Annotated in this window: 14 protein-coding genes and 2 tRNA genes; 11 read left to right on the forward strand and 5 right to left on the reverse strand. The window is 72.0% G+C overall.

Going from position 1 to position 13,201, the window contains the following annotated elements:
• Positions 1-327: 327 nt before the first annotated feature.
• Entirely contained in the window at positions 328-771 is a 444-nt protein-coding gene (locus ACWCQK_RS19975) for a hypothetical protein (RefSeq protein WP_451156579.1), read from the forward strand.
• A gap of 198 nt (positions 772-969) precedes the next feature.
• A complete protein-coding gene (locus ACWCQK_RS19980; protein WP_371672706.1) occupies positions 970-1,122 on the forward strand; it encodes a hypothetical protein in 153 nt (50 codons plus the stop codon).
• A 72-nt stretch (positions 1,123-1,194) separates the two neighbouring features.
• On the opposite strand, the gene ACWCQK_RS19985 is transcribed toward ACWCQK_RS19980, so the two are convergent.
• Both ACWCQK_RS19985 and ACWCQK_RS19990 read right to left on the reverse strand, forming a co-directional pair.
• Positions 1,195-1,755, reverse strand: coding sequence for a CGNR zinc finger domain-containing protein (locus ACWCQK_RS19985; protein ID WP_451156581.1), 561 nt, complete (start codon positions 1,753-1,755; stop codon positions 1,195-1,197).
• Between the two features lie 324 nt (positions 1,756-2,079).
• Complete coding sequence (locus ACWCQK_RS19990) at positions 2,080-2,493, reverse strand: SsgA family sporulation/cell division regulator (protein ID WP_004002642.1); 414 nt, start codon at positions 2,491-2,493, stop codon at positions 2,080-2,082.
• 191 nt (positions 2,494-2,684) lie between these two features.
• Here ACWCQK_RS19990 and ACWCQK_RS19995 point away from each other — a divergent pair, with 191 nt between their 5' ends.
• The 3 genes from ACWCQK_RS19995 (at position 2,685) to ACWCQK_RS20005 (ending at position 3,850) form a co-directional block, all read left to right on the forward strand.
• Positions 2,685-3,176: a TIGR02611 family protein gene (locus tag ACWCQK_RS19995; RefSeq protein WP_451156583.1), complete on the forward strand. Its 492-nt coding sequence runs from the start codon at positions 2,685-2,687 to the stop codon at positions 3,174-3,176.
• A gap of 87 nt (positions 3,177-3,263) precedes the next feature.
• Positions 3,264-3,335, forward strand: a tRNA-Val gene (locus ACWCQK_RS20000).
• 269 nt (positions 3,336-3,604) lie between these two features.
• Positions 3,605-3,850, forward strand: coding sequence for an extracellular solute-binding protein (locus ACWCQK_RS20005; protein WP_451156585.1), 246 nt, complete (start codon positions 3,605-3,607; stop codon positions 3,848-3,850).
• 147 nt (positions 3,851-3,997) lie between these two features.
• Here the strand turns inward: ACWCQK_RS20005 and ACWCQK_RS20010 are convergent, their stop codons facing one another.
• Entirely contained in the window at positions 3,998-6,418 is a 2,421-nt protein-coding gene (locus tag ACWCQK_RS20010) for an SCO7613 C-terminal domain-containing membrane protein (RefSeq protein ID WP_451156587.1), read from the reverse strand.
• A gap of 66 nt (positions 6,419-6,484) precedes the next feature.
• Here ACWCQK_RS20010 and ACWCQK_RS20015 point away from each other — a divergent pair, with 66 nt between their 5' ends.
• Together ACWCQK_RS20015 and ACWCQK_RS20020 are read left to right on the forward strand one after the other, a co-directional pair.
• Positions 6,485-6,931: an SRPBCC family protein gene (locus ACWCQK_RS20015; RefSeq protein WP_451156589.1), complete on the forward strand. Its 447-nt coding sequence runs from the start codon at positions 6,485-6,487 to the stop codon at positions 6,929-6,931.
• 39 nt (positions 6,932-6,970) lie between these two features.
• Positions 6,971-7,042, forward strand: a tRNA-Val gene (locus tag ACWCQK_RS20020).
• A 72-nt stretch (positions 7,043-7,114) separates the two neighbouring features.
• Here the strand turns inward: ACWCQK_RS20020 and ACWCQK_RS20025 are convergent.
• On the reverse strand, positions 7,115-7,840 hold the full coding sequence (locus ACWCQK_RS20025) for an exonuclease domain-containing protein (protein ID WP_451156591.1): 726 nt from the start codon (positions 7,838-7,840) through the stop codon (positions 7,115-7,117).
• Between the two features lie 168 nt (positions 7,841-8,008).
• Between ACWCQK_RS20025 and ACWCQK_RS20030 the strand changes: the two genes are divergently transcribed.
• The 3 genes from ACWCQK_RS20030 (at position 8,009) to thrS (ending at position 11,866) form a co-directional block, all read left to right on the forward strand.
• The gene (locus tag ACWCQK_RS20030; protein WP_451156593.1) at positions 8,009-8,575 is read left to right on the forward strand and encodes a DUF4365 domain-containing protein; all 567 of its coding nucleotides are present in this window, start codon (positions 8,009-8,011) and stop codon (positions 8,573-8,575) included.
• Positions 8,572-9,789, forward strand: coding sequence for a hypothetical protein (locus ACWCQK_RS20035; protein WP_451156595.1), 1,218 nt, complete (start codon positions 8,572-8,574; stop codon positions 9,787-9,789). The genes ACWCQK_RS20030 and ACWCQK_RS20035 overlap by 4 nt, the downstream gene beginning before the upstream one ends.
• Before the next feature lie 100 nt (positions 9,790-9,889).
• Positions 9,890-11,866, forward strand: a complete 1,977-nt coding sequence (gene thrS / locus ACWCQK_RS20040; protein WP_451156597.1) for a threonine--tRNA ligase — start codon at positions 9,890-9,892, stop codon at positions 11,864-11,866.
• 26 nt (positions 11,867-11,892) lie between these two features.
• On the opposite strand, the gene ACWCQK_RS20045 is transcribed toward thrS, so the two are convergent.
• Positions 11,893-12,570 (reverse strand): potassium channel family protein, encoded by a 678-nt coding sequence (locus tag ACWCQK_RS20045; RefSeq protein ID WP_451156599.1) that lies wholly within the window; start codon positions 12,568-12,570, stop codon positions 11,893-11,895.
• Between the two features lie 66 nt (positions 12,571-12,636).
• Between ACWCQK_RS20045 and ACWCQK_RS20050 the strand changes: the two genes are divergently transcribed.
• A complete protein-coding gene (locus ACWCQK_RS20050; RefSeq protein WP_451156601.1) occupies positions 12,637-13,197 on the forward strand; it encodes an HIT family protein in 561 nt (186 codons plus the stop codon).
• Positions 13,198-13,201 lie beyond the last annotated feature (4 nt).

Raw genomic sequence — 13,201 nt, forward strand, 5'->3', positions numbered from 1 at the left:
CCCCAGTCTCCCAGCCCCCACCGCCCACCCCGACCGGGACGACGGGCGACGACGAGCGATGACGGGCGATGACGGGACTACGGGGGGCTACGCGGGTCACCGGGGTTGCCGGAACCGCCGACGCTCAGCGTGCCCGCGGTGCCCGCGGTGCCCGCGGTGCCCGTAGGGGGGACGGGTGCCTCGGTGGTCGGGACCGGGACCTGTGGAGGAGCCGACCCGGAGATGTCCCTGATGTCGGGCCGGGACATGGCCCGACGGGGGCCGGGCGGTGCAGGATGGAGGGGACGAAGTGCCCTGTGCCCGACCGAGCCCTGCCTGGAGGACCGGATGATTGCCGAGACCGTCTGTTCCGCCGCCTCCGCGGCGGGTCTGGGCATCGCGGTGGTCACGGCCTACCGCAAGCGATTCCTCGCGGCCGCCCGTGTCGCCGCCTACTCGCTCGTCCCCATCGGCCTGGTGCTGACGGGAGTCGTCGGCTGGGCCGCCGACACCGCCTTCAGCCCCAGCGCCTGGGTGGGTTTCGGCGTGCTCGGCGGGGCCTGGGCACTGTTCGCGACGACCCGCGCGGTGGAGCGGCGCGGCGGCGGCAGCCGGAAGCAGCGCCGGGAGGCCCGCGCGGCGGCCCGGCGCGAGGCGGTGGAGCCGGCCGCCTCGACCGCATCGCCGGGACCGGCCACGCGCCCGGCGATCCGGCCCGCGGCGGCCCCCCGCAAGGGCTCCGCGGACGACTTCAGCGACATCGAGGCCATCCTCAAGAAGCACGGCATATGACCTGGCGGACGGCGGCGCGGACCAGGCCACGGGCGGACTGAAACGTCATAGAAGGTCCGCGCGGGTCCGAAAACGATCACACCCTGTCCACTCTGTGATCATGCCCTGACCTGGACGTCACGGAATCCAGCGAACTCCCGCTCTCTACGGGCGTGTTGATCGCGCGAGCGGGGTCCGCTGCGTCATCATCGCGGCGAGATGCTGGACACGACACAGAGCGATGCCGCGCCGCCGCAGGACGAGCCGCGCGGATGCCTCTTCGCCCTTTCCCAGCCACCGCTGATGATCTTCCTTGCGGTGATCGGGTGTCTGCTGCTCATGGCTTCGTTGCACGACCTGCTGATGCTGTGAGCCGTACCCGCGTTCCCCGGCGCCACCCGCCGGGGACCGCGTCGCATCCCTCGGGGCGCCGTTCGCGGGACCTCAGCCCGCCGCTTCCTTGCGTCGCGCCCGGTACGCGGCCACATGCAGGCGGTTGCCGCAGGTGCGGCTGTCGCAGTAGCGCCGGGAGCGGTTGCGGGACAGGTCGACGAAGGCGTGCCGGCAGTCCGGCGCCTCGCAGCGGCGCAGCCGCTCCTCCTCGCCGGCCACCACGAAGAACGCCAGTGCCATCCCGCAGTCGGCCGCGAGGTGGTCGGCGACGGACGCGCCCGGGGCGAAGTAGTGCACGTGCCAGTCGTAGCCGTCGTGGTCCGTCAGCCGGGGCGTGGTGCCCGCGGCGGCGACCAGGTCGTTGATCATTCCGGCCGCCGCCCGGGCGTCCGGGGCCGCGAAGATCGCGGCGAACCGCCCGCGGATGCGGCGCACCGCCGACAGGTCGAACTCCGACAGCATCCCGACATCGCTCATGTCGTGCTTTCGTACGAACTCCATGAGGGCCGGGACGTCCGCAAGCCCGTCCGGGGTCGTCTCGTCCTCCGGTGCGGTGTTGACCAGATCCACCACGGCGTCGAGGGCACACCGGGTGTCGTGGGTGATCAGCACGTTTCGCTCCCTGGCCTGAAGGTGGGCGGGCGCCCGCCGATGCTGGCCGATCGTAGTGGCTCGGAGAGCCGCCGAGGCCGCCCTGCGCCCGGCCCGCGCATGCCCGGGGAACGACTCCGGGCCGGCCGGTGTTCCCGGACCGGCCTGGGGGCCCGCGTCCGCGACGGCGGAAACGCTCCGTGACGGCCGACGGGCACGCCGACGCCGTCACCGTGGGGGTGTCGACCTCACGGTGACGGCGTCGATGCATACCGTATGCAGTTGTCGTTGCCCGAGCCGTCTCCCCGAGTGGACGGCGCCGGGCGGCTCTGTGGCGGCCTCGGCCTAGCTTTCCGCCAAAATGTGGGAGAGCTCCTGATCCAGATCGAAGTGCCGATGCTCGGTGCCGGGCGGCACCGCGGCATCAGTCCGCTTCAGGAACGACTCCAGGGCCCGCGCAGGGGCCTCGAGCAGGGCCTCGCCCTCCGGAGAGCTCAGGGCGATACACACGACGCCCTGACCGTGACTGCGGGACGGCCAGACACGGACGTCGCCGGTGCCGGTGGGACGGTGAAGTCCCTCGGCCAGGAGGTCGCGGGCGAACACCCACTCGACGGTTTCCTCGGCTCCGGTGTGGAAGGTGGCGTGCACGGCGTAGGGGTCGGCCGTGTCGTACCGCAGGCCTGCGGGGACAGGCAGGGATGACTCGCTCGACACAACGAGGCGCAGGTGCAGCTCGCAGCTGACCGTGGTGTTCATAAGCGCCAGGGCCTTTCGCTCAGTGTGCGCTCGGGGATTCGCACGTCGGCGAAATCGACATGCCACCTACGGTGCCGTTGTAAACCCCTCTGAGTGTTTTGCGTGCCTTTACGTAACTCTTCCGGCCGAGAACCGATTCGCGAACTACGACCATTCCGGTGACCGGTTTCCGTCGGGTAGTGTTTGGCCGTATGAACACGGGGAGTGACGAGCCGGCCGAGGTTGCCGTGGCGCCGGACGGGACGAAGTCGGGCGGACAGCCCAGCGGGACGAACGCGGACGGGGCGGGGCGCGGCGCCGACGAGGCGCAGGGCCTCGGCTCCAAGGCGCCGGAGTTCGTCAAGGCGCGCCGCATGCTGCATCTGAGCTGGCAGGTCGGCGTCTTCATCATCGGGCTGGCGGTCGTGGGCGCGGGCGTCGTCATGCTGCCGCTGCCCGGACCGGGCTGGGTCGTGATCTTCGGCGGCATGGCGATCTGGGCGACCGAGTTCGTCTGGGCCCAGCTGGTGCTGCGCTGGACCAAGCGCAAGGTCACCGAGGCGGCCCAGAAGGCGCTCGACCCGAAGGTGCGGCGCCGCAACATCACCCTGACGGCGATCGGGTTCGTGATCATCGCGGTCGTCGTCGGGATCTACGTCTGGAAGTTCGGCGTCGTGATGCCCTGGAAGATCAAGGACCAGTGACCCGGGACGCGGGCGCGGGCACCGGCCGGCGTCGCCCGACGCGGTCACAGGCACCCCCTGACATGGGGTAATGTTCTTCCTGCGCCCGGGCGATTAGCTCAGTGGGAGAGCGCTTCGTTCACACCGAAGAGGTCACTGGTTCGAACCCAGTATCGCCCACCCGGAAACAGCGGCCCATCTGCGAATACGCGGATGGGCCGCTGTTCGTTGTACGCGTGACACCCCTGGGGCGCGAGCCCGAACCCCACGCCGCCGCCGCTCTCCCGAGCCGATGGCTCACCGTCGACTTTCAGCCGCCCACCCCCGCCCCGGGGGTTCCGCCTCGGCGCACGCGCACCCCACCGCTCGTCCGCACCTCGTGCCGGAAAGCGCCTCTTTGAATCGATTCATGGCGCGACGGCCGACGAGACGGTGACGATCCGTTACTCATGGTGAGGTGGCGACGAACGGCGCGGAGGATCAATCAATCCCTCGCGCTCTTCGAGAAGAAGTACCCGGAGATCAGGGTGAAGGCGGACTTCCAGGACCACGTCGCTTTCCGGGAGGAGTTCCAGACACGGGCCGCCGGTGGAAATCCGCCGGACGTATTCCGGAACGCCGTTGGATTTCTTCGGAAGTACGACAAGCGTGGCATCCTGCCGGACCTCAAGTCCCCGATCGACGCTGAAATCTGAGTCGGGACAACCTCCGCGAGGGTGTCGTCACCGCGGTCGGTGAGGCCGACGGGGAGCAGTTCGCGATCCCCGTCGGTTCCCGCACCGTGGCTTCTTCGACGTGCTGCTGGAGACCACCCACTCGCTCCAGGTCTTCGTCGAGCCGCCCTAGTCCATCCTCCCCAGGACCTCCCGCACCTTGCGGACGTCCCGCAGCCGTTGTTCGTACGTCGCCCCGACCCCGAGCAGCAGCAGTCCGGCGAGGGCGGGCGGCAGCCAGCGCGGCAGCAGGCCGGCCATCTCGACGAGATAGGGGGCGAGTTCGTGCAGCGTGTCCAGGACCAGCACCGAACCACCCAGCACCAGGGGTGCCCGGATGCGGTACCGGGCGCCCAGCAGGGTGAGCGTCAGCGCCGCCGCGCCCAGCAGCGCGGGACGGGTGGACTCGACGTCCGTCCAGGCCGCGGCGAGACTCGGCAGGAGCGTGGTCGCGAGCGCGGGGCCGTACGCCGTCCAGGACGAGGCGTGCGGGTCGCGGCGCCGGCGCAGGGCTCCGACGAGCAGCGCCGGGACCGTGACCGGCAGGGTGTACGCCTCCGGGACGCCGATCCGCCAGGCCGCCAGCCGTACCCACGCGGCCGTCACGAACAGGGCGACGGCCGCGTAGCCGACGTGGCGCCGATCCGGTCGCAGGGCCGTGCCCGCCGCGATCACCGCGCACAGCGACAGGACCAGCGCCAGCGTCGGCGGGTCGGCGACCGCGAGCCCGATGGCGACGAGGCCCGCGACGGCGCCCGGCACCTCCAGCGTCAAGGGGGCGGCGACGGGCGGTGCGAGCAGCGCCGCCGCCAGGGGAACCGCCAGGACCAGCAGAGCGATGTGCTCCGGCCGCCAGTGCGCGGCGGCGCCCGTGGCACAGGCCAGCGCGGCGGCGTAGGACAGGGCCGCCGGAGCGGTCACGGCGGCCGCCTCCCGGCGCCACGAGACCGCCGCGAACAGTGGGATCAGGGCGGACAGCACGGTCAGGGTCGCGGCCTCGGAGGCGAGGGCCGAGAAGGCGAGACTGAACGAACCCACCAGGGCCGCCGCCGTCGCCGTGCGCCGCGGGAGCGGGGAGAGGCGACCGGACGCGACCGCCGCGAGGAGGGCCGTCGTCGTGACGCCCTGCGCCCACAGGCCGGCGGAGTAGGGGAGTGCGAGCACCGCGGGCAGGGCGAAGGCGGTGGCCCACCCCAGCACCAGCGCCCCGGACAGGGCACGCTGCCGCCAGGCCTCGGCTCGCACCAGCAGGACCAGCACGGCGGCCACGACCAGCGGGGCGATCAGCGACTGTGCCGCGTGCGCGGGCCACGGGACACCCACCGTCACCGCGGCACGGGCGTCGGCCGGACCGCCCCACCACGGCCGCCCCACGTGGCCGACTGGACCGAGCAGCGTGACGGCGGCGAGCGGCAGCGCGGCGGCCAGCGCCGCCAACTGCACGACACCGGAGGCCCGGACGAGGCCGCGGCGCACGGGCTCGGGGAGCGGGCCGCGCGGCGCCGCCGACAACGCCACACCGCACGCCAGATACGCGGGCACCGTCCAGCCGTCGGGCAGCGCCGCCCGCAGCGGGCCGCCGGCCGCCGCGACCAGCAGCAGACCGCCGGCCGCCGCGGTGACGGCGGCGACCAGCGGCTGCCGCGCGCGCCAGGCGGCCCCCAGCGCGATCCCCGCGGCGAGGGTGAGGAGCGCCGCCGCACGGGCGGCGGCGCTCGGACCGGTGGCCGTCCACGACAGCCAACCGGCCGCCGACACGCCCCAGGCACCCAGGCCGCACGCGCCGACGGCGGCGACGTACCGTACGGCCCGGGCGGGCGCCCGGAGCGCCACGACCGTGTCCCCTGCGGCCGTCACCAGGAGCGCGGCCGTGACGCCGTACGGCACCGCGTCGGCGGCGATCGCGGCCAGGAGCAGTGGGAGCTGGGCCGCGGTCAGCGCGGCGGGCCGCGGCAGGCGCAGCGCCGCGGGCAGCGGCAGACGCAGCCTGTCCAGGGCGAGCCCGTACGCCGTCCAGAGCCCGGCCAGTACCGCCGACGCGACCGCCGCGTACACCGTGCCGTCCGTCCCCGCGAAGCCGGCCTCGTACAGCGCGTACGTGTCGAGCACCGTCAGCGCCAGCCCGAGGCCCACCACCGACTCGGCCGTCGAGCGCAGACCGCGCCGCAGCAGCGGCACCGGCGTCGCGAGCACGGCCAGCGTGACCGCGCCGAGCACCAGACTCCGCCCGACGATGCCCAGCTGTCCCCAACTGACCAGCGTGAACACCATCGCCGCGAGGGTGAGCAGCACACCGCCGAGCAGCAGGAGGACGTTCTGTACGCGGGGCGCGGTGGCCTCCGGCCGGGGCGGAGCCACCGGGTGCACCGGCGCCACCGGCTGTTGCCGGGGCGGTGGCAGGGCGGTGAGCAGCCAGGCGCGGCGGGCCAGCAACTGGGCCCGCCGGGCGTCCAGTCGCCACAGCTCGGCGTCGAGGATCCGCAACTCCTCGGCCGGGGGCGGAACATGTGTCATGTCCCGGAGTGTGGTCCGCGTCACCCCCCGCGGCATGAGCGTGGGTACTCAGGACGTACTCAGATCCTGGGAGAAGCCGCCCGGCGCGGGCAGACTCTGCCCATGGACTGGACCCGATACCGCTTCCTCAGCCGGTGGTCCCTGCTCGCGGCGCCCGCGACCGTGTACCAGGCGCTGGAGCGGGCCGAGCACTATCCCCGCTGGTGGCCCCAGGTCCGCGAGGTGACCCGGCTCGACGACAGCACCGGCGTCATCCGGATCCGCTCCCTGCTGCCGTACGACATGACCTTCACGGCGCGCGAGACGCGGCGCGATCCGGCGGCCGGGGTGCTGGAGGTCGCGATGTCCGGCGACATCGACGGCTGGGCGCGCTGGACGCTCACCGCGGACGGCGACGGCACCCTCGCGCGCTACGAACAGGTGGTCGACGTGAACAAGCCGCTGCTCAGGCGGTTCGCGGTGCCGGGGCGGCCGGTCTTCCGGGCCAACCACCGGCTGATGATGCGTGCCGGGCGGCGCGGTCTCGCCGCGTACCTGCAAGCGGTTTGAACGAAGCGTGCGGGGCCCTGTATTGTTCAGTGCGTTCCCGGGCGATTAGCTCAGTGGGAGAGCGCTTCGTTCACACCGAAGAGGTCACTGGTTCGAACCCAGTATCGCCCACCGGGAAAGGGCCGGTCCGTGCAGACGGACCGGCCTTTTTGTGTGCCGTCGCGCGAGGTGGGGACGGTCCGGTCAAGCCGCCGCCTCCATCTCCGGGCGCAGCGGCCATGACTGGTCCACCTGCTCCTCCGTGCCGCTGCGCGCGAACCACGCCTGCAGGCCGCGCGCCTGGGCCGCGTGCCATCCGGTCTGCAAGGCGTGCAGGTCCGCGGGGGAGAGACGTTCCAGCCGGGTCGCGAAGCGACGGCCCAGCGCCCGGACGACCTCCAGCGAGGCCAGCGCGTCCTCGGCCGCGTCGTGCGCGCCGTCGAGCGCGACGCCGTAGTGCGCGCACAGGTCGGTGAGAGTGCGGCGGCCCTTGCGGTAACGGTCCAGGTGCTTGTCCAGCACCCGTGGGTCCAGCACCCGCAACGGCGCCGAGTCGAACCAGCGGTCCAGCGACGAGGCCCGGTGCCGGCGCAGTTCCCGGTCCAGGAGGGTCAGGTCGAACGGCGCGTTCATCACCACCAGGGGGCGGCCCGCCGCGGCCTGTTCGGCCAGGTCCTCCGCTATCTCGTACATCACCGGCGCGGGCCAGCGGCCGTTGCGCTGGAGATGATCCTCCGTCAGCCCGTGCACCGCCGTCGCGCCGGCGGGCACCCGCACGCCCGGGTTCACCAGCCAGCGCCGTACGCGCGGCCGGGCACCCGGGGCGTCCTGGACGACGAGGGCGGCCGACACTATGCGGTCGCTCTCCACGTCCACGCCCGTGGTCTCGGTGTCGAACCCGGCCAGGGGTCCCTCGTACCAGTACGTCATACGAACACAACTCCTCGTTCACCCACGGCAGGTGACGCACCGTCTTCTGCCTGTTTGGTGATACCCGGGCTGTTTGCGCCGTACGCCGGAAGGACACAACAGGAGTACGGGTCTTTGCAGTTCAGCGGCCCACAGCGGAAAAACACTCGGCTTGGAAGGCTGTTGGCCATGGTGATAGCGCAGCCCGAGCGGGGCGGGCTGCTGCCCGAACGGACGGCACCCCATCGCGGCACTCTCGCCACCACCGCCTGCATGGAGACACTGCAGGTGGGGTATCTGCACGCGGTCGCCGCGGCCGCGGGATGCTCGTTGTCACAGCCGTTTCCGGACAACGGCATCGACTGGCACGTCAGTCACGGCTCGCCCGGACACACGGTCGACGACGAGGTCACCATCAAGGTGCAGCTGAAGTGCACCTACCAGATCCGGCCCCACCCGCCGGGCCGGTTCTTCTCCTTCACCCTCGACAACGACCACCTGGCGAAACTCGCCCGCACGCCGGTCTCGGTGCACAAGATCCTGGTCGTGATGCTCGTCCCCAGATCCCAGGACGACTGGCTGCGCGCCAGCCACGACCGTCTCGACCTGCGGCACTGCTGCTACTGGGTCAACCTGGCCGGACAGCCCATCACCGGCCGGCACCGGACCACCGTGCGCATACCGACCTCACGCATCTTCGACGACCGGGCGCTGTGCGAGATCATGACGCGGGTCGGGACGGGAGGCAGACCATGAGGCACCGCCCGCTCGACGAGGCGCTGCGCCCGGTCAGGGCGCACCCCGACGTCCCCTGGGACCGGCCGCCCGCACCCGACGAGGTCGACCCCGCCGTCCTCGGCGCCCTGCTGCGCCGGCACGGCTGGCAGCGGCGCGGCGGCGCCGCCGGACGCTACGGCCGCTGGACCCCGCCCGGCCCGGGCGGCGGCGGGACGAGCCTGCTGGTGCCCGAGAGCCGCGCCTTCCCCGACAGCGACGACCTGCTCGGCGAGGCGCTGCTCGCGCTGTCCCGCAGCGGGACCCCGTCCGCGCGCGAGGTGCTGGTCGGGCTCTCCGTGCCCAGCGACGAGATCCGCTGGTGGCGGGACGTGCCCAGCGGGCCCGCCGGAGCGGCGTCCTGGACCGTGGAGGAACAGCTGCGCGGCGCCGCCCGGCTGATGCTGCTCGCCGGCGCGCTCGCCACCCGCGCGCGTGCCGGCTACTACGGCGCCCGGCACCGCCGCCCGGCCGCCGGACTGCTGGAGAGCGTCCTCGTCGGCTCCGCGGCCGGCGGCCGCGACCTGACCGCCTTCGTGCCCGTCGGCACCGCCCGGCCGCTCGCCGTCCGCCTCCACCAGGCCCTGTACGCCGTCCGTGAGGCCATCGACTACCAGCGGGCCACCGGCGGCATGGACGCCTTCGACGGAGCCGTCGAGGCGGGCGTCAGCCGTGAGCTCACCGAGGCGCTGATCGCCCTGGTGCGCGGCGCCGAGGGGGCCCGTATCGCCGTCGAGTGGGCGCCCGCCGCCGGCGTGCCCGAGGACTGCGCGGCCGGCGTCGAGCCCGTCGAGTTCTCGCCCGGCGATCTGCCGGTGCTGCGCGCGGCCGGCGCGCGCTATCTGCGCGAGGAGCCGTCGGTACCGGTCCGGATCACCGGCACGGTGGAACGGATGCGCAGGTCGGGGCCGCGCGGCGAGGGAGCCGTACGGCTGCGGGTGATCGCCGGCGCCGAGGTCCCGCACGTCCGGCTGACGCTGGACGAGGAGGACTACCGCATCGCGGGACAGGCCCACCTGGTCGGGCTGCCGGTGCGGGTGCACGGGCGGCTGGAGAGCCGGGGCGGCTTCCGCCGGCTCACCGGCGCGGGCGGGGTCGTACCGGTGCAGGTCGACGAGGCGGAGCGGGACCGGCTGATGAAGTCGCTCCAGGAGAACCTGGACTTCTTCGAGGAGGCGTGCACGGGGGAGGACTGACGGTAACCGTTTCGCGGTCGGCGGGCCCGGGTCGGTACGATCCCCCTCATGCGCGCGCTCCTGGTATGGCGCCGCACCCCCCTTCAGTCAGGAGAGACCGGTGTCAGACGTCCGTGTGATCATCCAGCGCGATTCCGAGCGGGAAGAACGCGTGGTGACGACGGGCACTACGGCCGCCGACCTCTTCGCCGGCGAGCGCTCGATCATCGCCGCGCGCGTGGGGGACGAGCTCAAGGACCTCACCTACGTGGTGCGCGACGGCGAGACCGTCGAGGGTGTGGAGATCTCCTCCGAGGACGGTCTGGGCATCCTGCGCCACTCCACCGCCCACGTGCTGGCCCAGGCCGTGCAGGAGCTCTTCCCCGAGGCCAAGCTGGGCATCGGCCCGCCGGTCAAGGACGGCTTCTACTACGACTTCGACGTCGAGAAGCCGTTCACGCCCGAGGATCTCAAGGCCGTCGAGAAGAAGATGCAGGAGATCCAGAAGCGCGGCCAGCGCTTCTCCCGCCGTGTCGTCACCGACGAGGCCGCCCGTGAGGAACTCGCGAACGAGCCCTACAAGCTGGAACTGATCGGCCTCAAGGGTTCGGCGTCGCACGACGACGGCGCGGACGTCGAGGTCGGCGCCGGCGAGCTGACCATCTACGACAACCTCGACGCCAAGACCGGCGAGCTGTGCTGGAAGGACCTCTGCCGCGGTCCGCACCTGCCGTCCACCCGGCTCATCCCGGCGTTCAAGCTGATGCGCAACGCGGCCGCCTACTGGCGCGGCAGCGAGAAGAACCCGATGCTCCAGCGCATCTACGGCACCGCCTGGCCGTCCAAGGACGAGCTGAAGGCGTACCTCGACTTCCTCGTCGAGGCCGAGAAGCGCGACCACCGCAAGCTGGGCAGCGAACTCGACCTGTTCTCCATCCCGGAGCAGATCGGCTCCGGCCTGGCCGTCTTCCACCCCAAGGGCGGCATCGTCCGCCGCGTGATGGAGGACTACTCGCGCCGCCGCCACGAGGAGGAGGGCTACGAGTTCGTCTACACCCCGCACGCGACGAAGGGGAAGCTCTTCGAGACCTCGGGCCACCTGGACTGGTACGCCGACGGCATGTACCCGCCCATGCAGCTCGACGAGGGCGTGGACTACTACCTCAAGCCCATGAACTGCCCGATGCACAACCTGATCTTCGACGCGCGCGGCCGCTCCTACCGCGAACTGCCGCTGCGCCTGTTCGAGTTCGGCACCGTGTACCGGTACGAGAAGTCGGGCGTCGTGCACGGCCTGACCCGCGCCCGCGGCTTCACCCAGGACGACGCGCACATCTACTGCACCCGTGAGCAGATGGCGGAGGAGCTCGACAAGACGCTCACCTTCGTGCTCGGACTGCTGCGCGACTACGGTCTGACCGACTTCTACCTGGAGCTGTCCACCAAGGACCCGGAGAAGTTCGTCGGCTCCGACGAGGTCTGGGAGGAGGCGACCGAGACGCTGCGCCAGGTCGCCGAGAAGCAGGGCCTGCCGCTGGTGCCCGACCCGGGCGGCGCCGCCTTCTACGGCCCGAAGATCTCCGTCCAGACCAAGGACGCGATCGGCCGCACCTGGCAGATGTCGACGGTCCAGCTGGACTTCAACCTGCCGGAGCGCTTCGACCTGGAGTACACCGGCCCCGACGGCGCCAAGCAGCGCCCCGTCATGATCCACCGGGCCCTGTTCGGCTCGATCGAGCGGTTCTTCGCGGTGCTCCTCGAGCACTACGCGGGTGCCTTCCCGGCATGGCTCGCCCCCGTCCAGGCGGTCGGCATCCCGATCGGCGACGCGCACGTCGAGTACCTGGAGAAGTTCGCGGCGGCGGCCAAGAAGAAGGGCCTGCGCGTCGAGGTGGACTCCTCCTCGGACCGGATGCAGAAGAAGATCCGCAACGCCCAGAAGCAGAAGGTGCCCTTCATGGTCATCGCGGGCGACGAGGATATGACGGCCGGCTCGGTGTCCTTCCGCTACCGCGACGGCTCCCAGGAGAACGGCATCCCGTTCGACGAGGCCATCGCGAAGATCGCGCAGGTCGTCGAGGAGCGCGCACAGGTCTGATCCCGGACCGCGGGGCCCCGGGGAGATCACCTCCCCGGGGGCCCCTGCTCGTTCTCCCGGCTCGCGAACACCTGCAACAGCCAGGACGAGAACGACCCGGTCACCGCGCCGAGCAGCGCCAGACCGCAGGCCATCAGGCCCGCCGCGATCAGCCGCCCGGCGGGCGTCACCGGAGCCACGTCCCCGTAGCCGACGGTCGACAGGGTGGAGCAGGCCCACCAGACCGAGTCGCCGAACGTCTTGATCGTGGCGTGCGGCGCCCCGCGTTCCTGCTGGTACACCGCGAGCGCCCCCGCGAAGCCGAGCAGCCCCGCCGACAGGCTCGCGTACGACATCACCCGCAGGTACAGCGGGAGGCGCGGCTGGCCGCGGCGGTGCTGCACGGCGTCGTACGTCTTGACGATGCACAGAGGCCGCAGCAGGGGCAGGATCACGACGACCGTGTCCAGCGGATGCCGGCGCGCGAAACCCGGTCCCTCCCCGCTGAGCCGCCAGCACACCACGTAGTCGACGACGAACAGCGCCCAGGCCCCCACGGTGACCGCCAGACACACGCCACGCCAGGAGTCCGGCAGGCCGGTCCCGAGCACCTGGGCCGCGTACGAGCCCAGGAAGAGCAGCGATGCCAGCGCCAGCGGGATCTCGGCACGGCGCTCCCAGGAGAGCCGCCGGCTGTCGCCGGCCTTCGGGTCCTTCGGGTCCATCGCTCCAGCTTGGCCGGGGCGCATTTCCCGCAACCCCGCCGACACGCCGCGAACGGGCGAAGCAATATGCTGCCTTGCATGACGAGTGAGCCGGAGCAGCAGATCGGAGTGGGGACGCAGGACGCGTTCCAGCGCCTGTGGACGCCCCACCGGATGGCCTACATCCAGGGTGAGAACAAGCCGACCGGTCCGGGGGCCGAGGACGGCTGTCCCTTCTGCGCGATCCCGGCCAAGTCCGACGAGGACGGGCTGATCGTCAGGCGCGGTGAACACGTGTACGCGGTGCTCAATCTCTACCCGTACAACGGCGGCCACCTGATGACCGTGCCCTACCGTCATGTCGCCGACTACACCGATCTCACCGGGGCGGAGACCGTCGAGCTCGCCGAGCTGACCAAGCAGGCGATGACGGCCCTGCGCACCGCCTCCGGCGCGCACGGCTTCAACATCGGCATGAACCAGGGCTCGGTGGCGGGCGCGGGCATCGCCGCCCACCTTCACCAGCACATCGTGCCCCGCTGGGGCGGCGACACGAACTTCATGCCGGTCGTCGGCCACACGAGAGTGCTGCCGCAGTTGCTCGCGGACACCCGCAAGATGCTGGCGGAGGCCTGGCCGAAGGCCTGATCTC

This window comes from Streptomyces sp. NPDC002306 (assembly GCF_053593435.1).

Bases quoted from the DNA above. Each gene is read 5' to 3' on its own strand.
- ACWCQK_RS19975 (WP_451156579.1), top strand. From the start codon at position 328: ATGATTGCCGAGACCGTCTGTTCCGCCGCCTCCGCGGCGGGTCTGGGC.
- ACWCQK_RS19980 (WP_371672706.1), top strand. From the start codon at position 970: ATGCTGGACACGACACAGAGCGATGCCGCGCCGCCGCAGGACGAGCCG.
- ACWCQK_RS19990 (WP_004002642.1), bottom strand. From the start codon at position 2,493: ATGAACACCACGGTCAGCTGCGAGCTGCACCTGCGCCTCGTTGTGTCG.
- ACWCQK_RS19995 (WP_451156583.1), top strand. From the start codon at position 2,685: ATGAACACGGGGAGTGACGAGCCGGCCGAGGTTGCCGTGGCGCCGGAC.
- ACWCQK_RS20005 (WP_451156585.1), top strand. From the start codon at position 3,605: ATGGTGAGGTGGCGACGAACGGCGCGGAGGATCAATCAATCCCTCGCG.
- ACWCQK_RS20010 (WP_451156587.1), bottom strand. From the start codon at position 6,418: ATGCCGCGGGGGGTGACGCGGACCACACTCCGGGACATGACACATGTT.
- ACWCQK_RS20015 (WP_451156589.1), top strand. From the start codon at position 6,485: ATGGACTGGACCCGATACCGCTTCCTCAGCCGGTGGTCCCTGCTCGCG.
- ACWCQK_RS20025 (WP_451156591.1), bottom strand. From the start codon at position 7,840: ATGACGTACTGGTACGAGGGACCCCTGGCCGGGTTCGACACCGAGACC.
- ACWCQK_RS20030 (WP_451156593.1), top strand. From the start codon at position 8,009: ATGGTGATAGCGCAGCCCGAGCGGGGCGGGCTGCTGCCCGAACGGACG.
- ACWCQK_RS20035 (WP_451156595.1), top strand. From the start codon at position 8,572: ATGAGGCACCGCCCGCTCGACGAGGCGCTGCGCCCGGTCAGGGCGCAC.
- ACWCQK_RS20045 (WP_451156599.1), bottom strand. From the start codon at position 12,570: ATGGACCCGAAGGACCCGAAGGCCGGCGACAGCCGGCGGCTCTCCTGG.
- ACWCQK_RS20050 (WP_451156601.1), top strand. From the start codon at position 12,637: ATGCTGCCTTGCATGACGAGTGAGCCGGAGCAGCAGATCGGAGTGGGG.